General features: G+C 64.5%; 6 protein-coding genes. 3 read left to right on the top strand and 3 right to left on the bottom strand.

Translation table 11 applies throughout. The features are described from left to right. Positions 1–159: 159 nt before the first annotated feature. Positions 160–504, bottom strand: coding sequence for a hypothetical protein (locus JHD82_RS03450; protein WP_199135420.1), 345 nt, complete (start codon positions 502–504; stop codon positions 160–162). A gap of 133 nt (positions 505–637) precedes the next feature. Between JHD82_RS03450 and JHD82_RS03445 the strand changes: the two genes are divergently transcribed. The 3 genes from JHD82_RS03445 to JHD82_RS03435 all read left to right on the top strand — a co-directional run bounded on the left by JHD82_RS03445 (position 638) and on the right by JHD82_RS03435 (position 3,271). Further along, positions 638–1,003, top strand: a complete 366-nt coding sequence (locus tag JHD82_RS03445) for a hypothetical protein (protein ID WP_199135419.1) — start codon at positions 638–640, stop codon at positions 1,001–1,003. Positions 1,004–1,545: 542 nt separating this feature from the next. Continuing rightward, positions 1,546–2,502, top strand: a complete 957-nt coding sequence (locus JHD82_RS03440) for a Bro-N domain-containing protein (RefSeq protein ID WP_199135418.1) — start codon at positions 1,546–1,548, stop codon at positions 2,500–2,502. Between the two features lie 109 nt (positions 2,503–2,611). Then, positions 2,612–3,271 (top strand): hypothetical protein, encoded by a 660-nt coding sequence (locus JHD82_RS03435; RefSeq protein ID WP_199135417.1) that lies wholly within the window; start codon positions 2,612–2,614, stop codon positions 3,269–3,271. Positions 3,272–3,310: 39 nt separating this feature from the next. Here JHD82_RS03435 and JHD82_RS03430 read toward each other — a convergent pair whose 3' ends face one another. Then, positions 3,311–3,595 (bottom strand): immunity protein Tsi6 family protein, encoded by a 285-nt coding sequence (locus JHD82_RS03430; RefSeq protein ID WP_199135416.1) that lies wholly within the window; start codon positions 3,593–3,595, stop codon positions 3,311–3,313. 124 nt (positions 3,596–3,719) lie between these two features. Next, positions 3,720–5,879, bottom strand: coding sequence for a methyl-accepting chemotaxis protein (locus JHD82_RS03425; protein WP_199135415.1), 2,160 nt, complete (start codon positions 5,877–5,879; stop codon positions 3,720–3,722). Positions 5,880–6,000 lie beyond the last annotated feature (121 nt).

The raw sequence follows: 6,000 nt of genomic DNA, 5'->3' as shown, positions 1-6,000 counted from the left end.
CCCCCCCCCCCCCCCCCCCCCCCCCCCCCCCCCCCCCCCCCCCCCCCCCCCCCCCCCCCCCCCCCCCCCCCCCCCCCCCCCCCCCCCCCCCCCCCCCCCCCCCCCCCCCCCCCCCCCCCCCCTATTTTAGATGTGTATAAGAGACAGGCGGTGCTGCGCTCACAAGTAGCTAGGCCCGGCTTCGGCCACTTCGGTGCCGCGCAGACTCAGCTGAATGCCGCCTTCGACTTCCTGCAAGGCTATTTCCGGAATTGAAGCAACAGCACGTTGACATACGTCGAGGTCGTTTGTCGCGTCCAAGCCTCCAAGGCGCAGGGAGCGCATGATGTCCAGCCGCGCTATTTCCTCAAAGCGCACGTTGGAGTCGGGCTTGATAGTCTCCCAGCCGATGTCTGACTTTCTCGGCACGTACATGTAGAACGCTACGCCTGAGTAAAGATGCCAGTGAGCCAAAAGAGGTCCAGTGTCGGACAACTTCGCTAGGACATGTTTCCAGGGGTTCATGCGTCAATTATCGGGCGGTGGAAGGTCAGGTATGGGGTTAACGTCGCCTTCAGGTTCTGAGCGCCCTGCAGCGTACGGCAAAATTCGGCCTAAGCGGACATCGGGAATTGCATCTATAAGCCCACCCCCAACCATGTATCGATTCGAGGTTCTCGCCGGCGCTACCCTGATTGGGTATTCCGAACTCGAGCTTGGCGACGCGCCCATGGGCGTCGCCTTCGGGCGCTTCGTTCCCCTCCCAGCATACGTCAACGTTCAGAAGGCAGTCGTCGAATCTGCTGGAGGGAGCCAGGACCACCTCTTCCTCTCAGTAAGGCTAACGAACGGCTCGCCTCTGCCCGGCGGCGGCACCATTCATCTCGAAGACCATTCGTTTGAGCTCGGGCCAGAAGGCTTGGAGCTAAGCGTATTGGGAATTGCGTATCCCATCTACGAAGAGCTGTTTCCGGCTCATATGGCGGCATATGCCAGGCAGTTTCCAAAGTCCAACTCCACGTAAGCCTGAGACACGTAGCAATTGTTGCGCTTGAATGTCCGCTTTCCTGCGGTCACTGCTTCCGTTTCCGGTCGCAAGCTGCAGGTCGAGCAACGAGGCGGATCGTCCGCCCCCAGCCTGAGGCCGTCGTTCGGACGTGTGCGGTGGCCTACTGCTGACGCACAGGCCTTGAACAACTAAACGTTGCCCTCGCAATTCACTGCAAAGCCCCTCATTCAACACATCCCTGCACCCTCCATCCAGCACCCCCTACGTAACAGCTTTGGGCAGCTCCCGCATCCCCACACCTGCTACGATCCCTCCCGGTGCTCAACACACCTCATAGGCGGAAGTCACTCCCGTAAGTCCAGTGGCTTTTTTTCGTCCATACGTTTCGTCTTGCCCCGAGCTCCGGGGCAAGGCTTGCTTATGGCCGGGTGGCGCGCAGCTATACAAGACCCTTCGGGGGAAATCTGCGGGCGGCCCTATGACCGTGTTGAAGCACCCGGCCGCCTCTCTCAACAGGAGGCGAAGTTGGTAGTCCAACGAATCATAGGAGGCCAGTCATGGCTACGCAGACCCCGTCCGTCCGTGGAATCCCTGCAGACGACATCACCCCCCAAACCTTCCACTTCGGCGACATCCCGATCCGCACATTCCCCAGGAATGGCGTGACTTGGCTTCTTGCCAAGGATGTGTGCACCGCCCTGGGAATCTCCCGTCACAAGGTGACTACGGGCAAGCTCGCTGAGGACCAGCGCTGCACCGTCCGCCTTTCCAGCGAGCCCGGCCGCAAGCCCAGGCGCGAAGCAGTGGCTGCCGTCAACGCGGACGGCTTGCATGCGCTGATCCAGGCCAACCCCTCACCTGAGGCCAAGCGCTTCAGGCGCTGGGTGAAGCACAAGGTCCTGGCCAGCATGGATGCATCGGCCAAAGTCAGCAAAACGAAGCGCAAGACCCGGCCCGGGCACGATGCCATGCACCCGCCTCAAAGCCTGATCCCGGGGCCTGCGCCCAAGGTCTTGCGCCGCATCCGCACCTGCGATGACCTGTCTTTCACACGGCGCAATGCGAAGGGCGAGCGCATTCAGTGGTTTGTGCCGCCGCGCATGAACAGCGGGCATGAGCACTACGGGATTGGAGAGATCTGGTTCAGCGAGGTGGTGGAGCTGGCCCGCCACAACCCCAGGCATGCCTATGACGCCATGCGGTTTGCGGGGCCGGAGATGGCGCGGTACTGGAACCATGGGCACCCTGACGGGTTCTTTGACCGCATGGCACGTTGGGCGCTGGGGGCCATTCTGGCCAATGCGCAGGAGCCCATGCTGCCGTTCGAGCTGCCCTGCCTTGGCTTTGCGCCGCTGGAGGGCATGGAGGCCATGCTGGCGACTGCGGCTGCGCCCCGGCCGTTGCCGGACCATGTGCAGGAGACCATCGACAGGCAGGCCTGGCAGGAGGCGGCCGAGTGCCAGCGGCATTACTACGAGCGCCGCCGCCGTGACCTGATGGCGCGGCACGACTGACGCGGGCGTCAAATGCCACTCCTTTACCCCAGGAATGGCCAGCGGCTGGCAGGGCAGTGAACCGAGCAGTGACTCGGGCAGGGACAATGGCGCATATAGCGAGACTCCCATGAAATTGAACCTGCTCACCCTGCACGAAAGTGACCTGGCCACGCTGCCTGATGGTGTGTACATTCGCCGCCTGACCCACCCCATCACCGAGATGTTCATGGCCCTGCTGCCTGCGGTTGAGATCAATGGCAGCAGCAAGATTGCCGTGGTTCTTGGCCCCCAGGGCGAAGCGGAGGCGTTCGACAACGTTCTTGGAGTGACTGCGGTTTTTGTTGAGGATTTCGACTTTGCGCATTTTCTGGCGCAGGACCGCGCTGCCCGGAACCAGCAGTTGCTGGAACTCCTGCGCCAGTGCCTGATGGACATCGCCAATCGCAAGGGGCCGAACCTGCAAGCCGTGCAGGCCATCAACGCGGCAGCGGATGCGGTGGTGCAACGCCAATTCCAGCTGACGCTGCCCATCAAGAAGCTGGGCAAGCGCAGCAAGGATAGAAAGTCCCGGGTGGAAGTGTTCCGGCGCCTTGATTCCGAAGTGGGTGAAGCCTGGTATTGCGAAGTGACCAGGGCAGGACAGAGCACCCCGCAAAGGCTGTGGATGAGCGATGTGCCCGGCTTCATTGACCGGCGCGACTCTTTCAAGACCGCCGAGATCAGCGGCAACAGCTACATCGTCAAGAGCCGCCTGGGCCGGGTGGTCTTCGAGACTCCGCTGGCGTAGCGCCCAACTGCCCCGGCCATTTCCTTTGCTGGAGCGCGCTCAGGGCAAATCGATCTTCAGCCCGCGCCCGGTCTGCACGGCTACGTAGTGCGCATCCTTCAGGGCCCGGGCCAGCTCTGGATCGGTCTCGTCGAACTCCTTGACCGCAACGCTGCCGATGGTGATCTGGTGCAGCCTGGAGCGATCCAGGCCCCGGTCCAGCAGCACCGCACGCACGTATTGCAGCTGGTGCGCCAGGTGCTGGAAGACATCGTGCCCTGGCAGGGCCAGGGCACGTTGGGCCACCAGCGCCAGGGCGCGGTCGATGTATTCAAGGGGCGTCAATGGGATTCAACCGGTTCATGGAGTGGCTGCAGAGCATGCCAGAGCGCCGCGGGCCGGAGAGAGCGGGCCGCTGGAGCCAGGGGCCCCAGGGGCTCCAGGCTCCCCTGGCCTCACCCGGTGGCTCTCAGAAACTGTCCCAGTCGTCATCGGCCGTGGAGGCCATGGCGACGGGCTTGGCGGCGGCCGTTTTTGCCGGGGCGGCCGATGCTGCGGGCTTGGCTGCGGCAGCGCTGGGCGCCAGCGCCGGGGCACGGCGGATTGCGTCGCTGGTGGTTGGCGCGGCGCTCGCTGCGCGGGCCGCAGTCTGCAGCGGCGCACCGCTGCCGCCCGGCAGCCTGAAGACCGAGACCACGCGCACCAGTTGATCGGACTGGTGGCGCAGGCCTGCGGCGGCGCCGGCCATTTCCTCGACCAGGGCCGCGTTCTTCTGCGTGGTCTGGTCGATGTGGGTGATGGCCTCGGCCACCTGGGCGACGCCGCTGTTTTGCTCGGCGCTGGCGTGGCTGATGTCCGAGATGAGCTGGGTGACCTTGCGGATTTCCTCCATAGCCTGTTCCATGGTTTCCCCGGCAAACGCTGCCTCCTGGTTGCCGGTGTGGATTTCGGCCACGCTGTGGCTGATGAGCTGCTTGATTTCCTTGGCGGCCTCGGCGCTGCGGCCTGCAAGGGCGCGCACTTCCTCGGCGACCACGGCAAAGCCCCGGCCATGCTCGCCCGCGCGGGCCGCTTCCACGGCGGCGTTGAGGGCCAGGATGTTGGTCTGGAAGGCAATGGAGTCGATGACGCCGATGATGTCGGCGATCTTCTTGCTGCTGGCGTCTATGCCCTGCATGGTCTGCACGACCTTGCGCACGGCCTGCCCGCCTTCGGTGACGACGCGCTGGGCCTCGCGCGTGATGCGGTCGGCCGATTGCGCGTGGTCTGCGTTGTGGGCCACGGTGGAGCCCAGCTCTTCCATGGCGGCGGCGGTCTGCTCCAGCGCGCTGGCTTCGCTTTCGGTGCGGGCGGCCAGGTCCTGGTTGCCCTGGGCGATTTCCGCGCTGGCCAGGGCCACGCTGTGGGCCTGTTCGTTCACGCTGCCGACCACGCGCGTCAGGCCCGTGCTGGTGGTGTTCATGGCTTCCAGCAGGTGGCCGATTTCATCCTGGCGGTCGCTGGCGATGCGCACGGTCAGGTCGCCATCGGCAATGGCGTAGGCCATGTGGCTGGCCTGCTTCAAGGGGCGCACGATCATGCGGCGGATGAGCCAGAACCATGCCGCCGACAGCAGCAGCACGGCGCCCAGGCCCATGAGCGCGAACTGCAGGATCAGGCTGCGGGTCTCGGACACGGCTTCGTCCACGTAGGCGCTGGTGGCAATGACCCAGTTCCAGGGTGCGTATTGGCTGAAGACGACCAGCTTGTCGCGTGCCTGGGTTTCGCCCGGATTGGTCCAGGGATAGGCCATGCTGCCCTGCTTGCGGTCCAGCATGTCGCGGATGAAGAAGCGGCCATCGCCGTCCTTGGAATCGCTCATGTTCTGGCCTTCCAGGGCGGGATGCACGACCAGTTGGCCGCGCTGGGGGCCGTCTTCGGCATTGAGCACGTAGTAGTAGCCGGTCTGGCCCACCTTGAGCGCGCGGATGGAGTCCTTGAAGTGCTCCAGCAGTTGCGAGAAGTCCTGGCCCACGAAGGCGATGCCCACGGTGGCGCCGGAGGCGTCCTTGAGCGGGCGGTATTGCGTCATGTACTGGCGGCCGAACAGGTGGGCCAGGCCCATGTAGCTTTGGCCGGCCTGGATGGCGGCGTAGGCGGGATGGGCGCGGTCCAGCCGGCTGCCCAGCACGGCCACGCTCTGGTCGCCTTTCTCGTTTTTGAGCGTGGTGGCAATGCGCACGAAGTCGCCCTGCCCCTGAGCCGCAAACACGGTGGCCACGGCGCCGGTGCTGCGCGTGAAGGCCTGCAGGTGCGCATCGTTGCCGTTGAGCGGCTGGCCGTCCAGGCTCAGCACGGGTTCGCCGCCGCTGGTGTCCAGGCTGAGCGATCCCTGCAGGCTGCGCGCCAGGCTGTCGGCCAGGAACTGGGTGCGCTGGCGCAGCTCCTTGTCGGTGGACTCGACGAAGTTGTGCAGCATCTGGACGCCCTGCTGCATCTCGTTGTGCATTTTTTTCTGCAGGGACTTGCTCACATCCCAGGCAATGCCCAGCACCAGCAGCGCCAGGATGGCGGCGACCCAGACAAAATTGGTGAGTGACAGCTTTGCGCCCAATCCTTGGCGGCGCCAGAAACGTTGACCGATGTGCATTGATGCATCTCCTGTGCGGCGTTGTGCGCCGCTGTTGTGCGCGCACAGGCGGGGAATGCCTGCGTGCCAAGCCATGCTGACCAAAGTCAAGCCCTGGTGATTCATGGGCCGAAGCGTATCG

This window comes from Delftia sp. ASV31 (assembly GCF_016428765.1).
In the GTDB taxonomy this organism is placed as follows: domain Bacteria; phylum Pseudomonadota; class Gammaproteobacteria; order Burkholderiales; family Burkholderiaceae_C; genus Comamonas; species Comamonas acidovorans.
The sequence above is the reverse complement of the archived record's forward strand: the minus strand, read 5'-3'. Positions and strand labels throughout refer to the sequence as shown.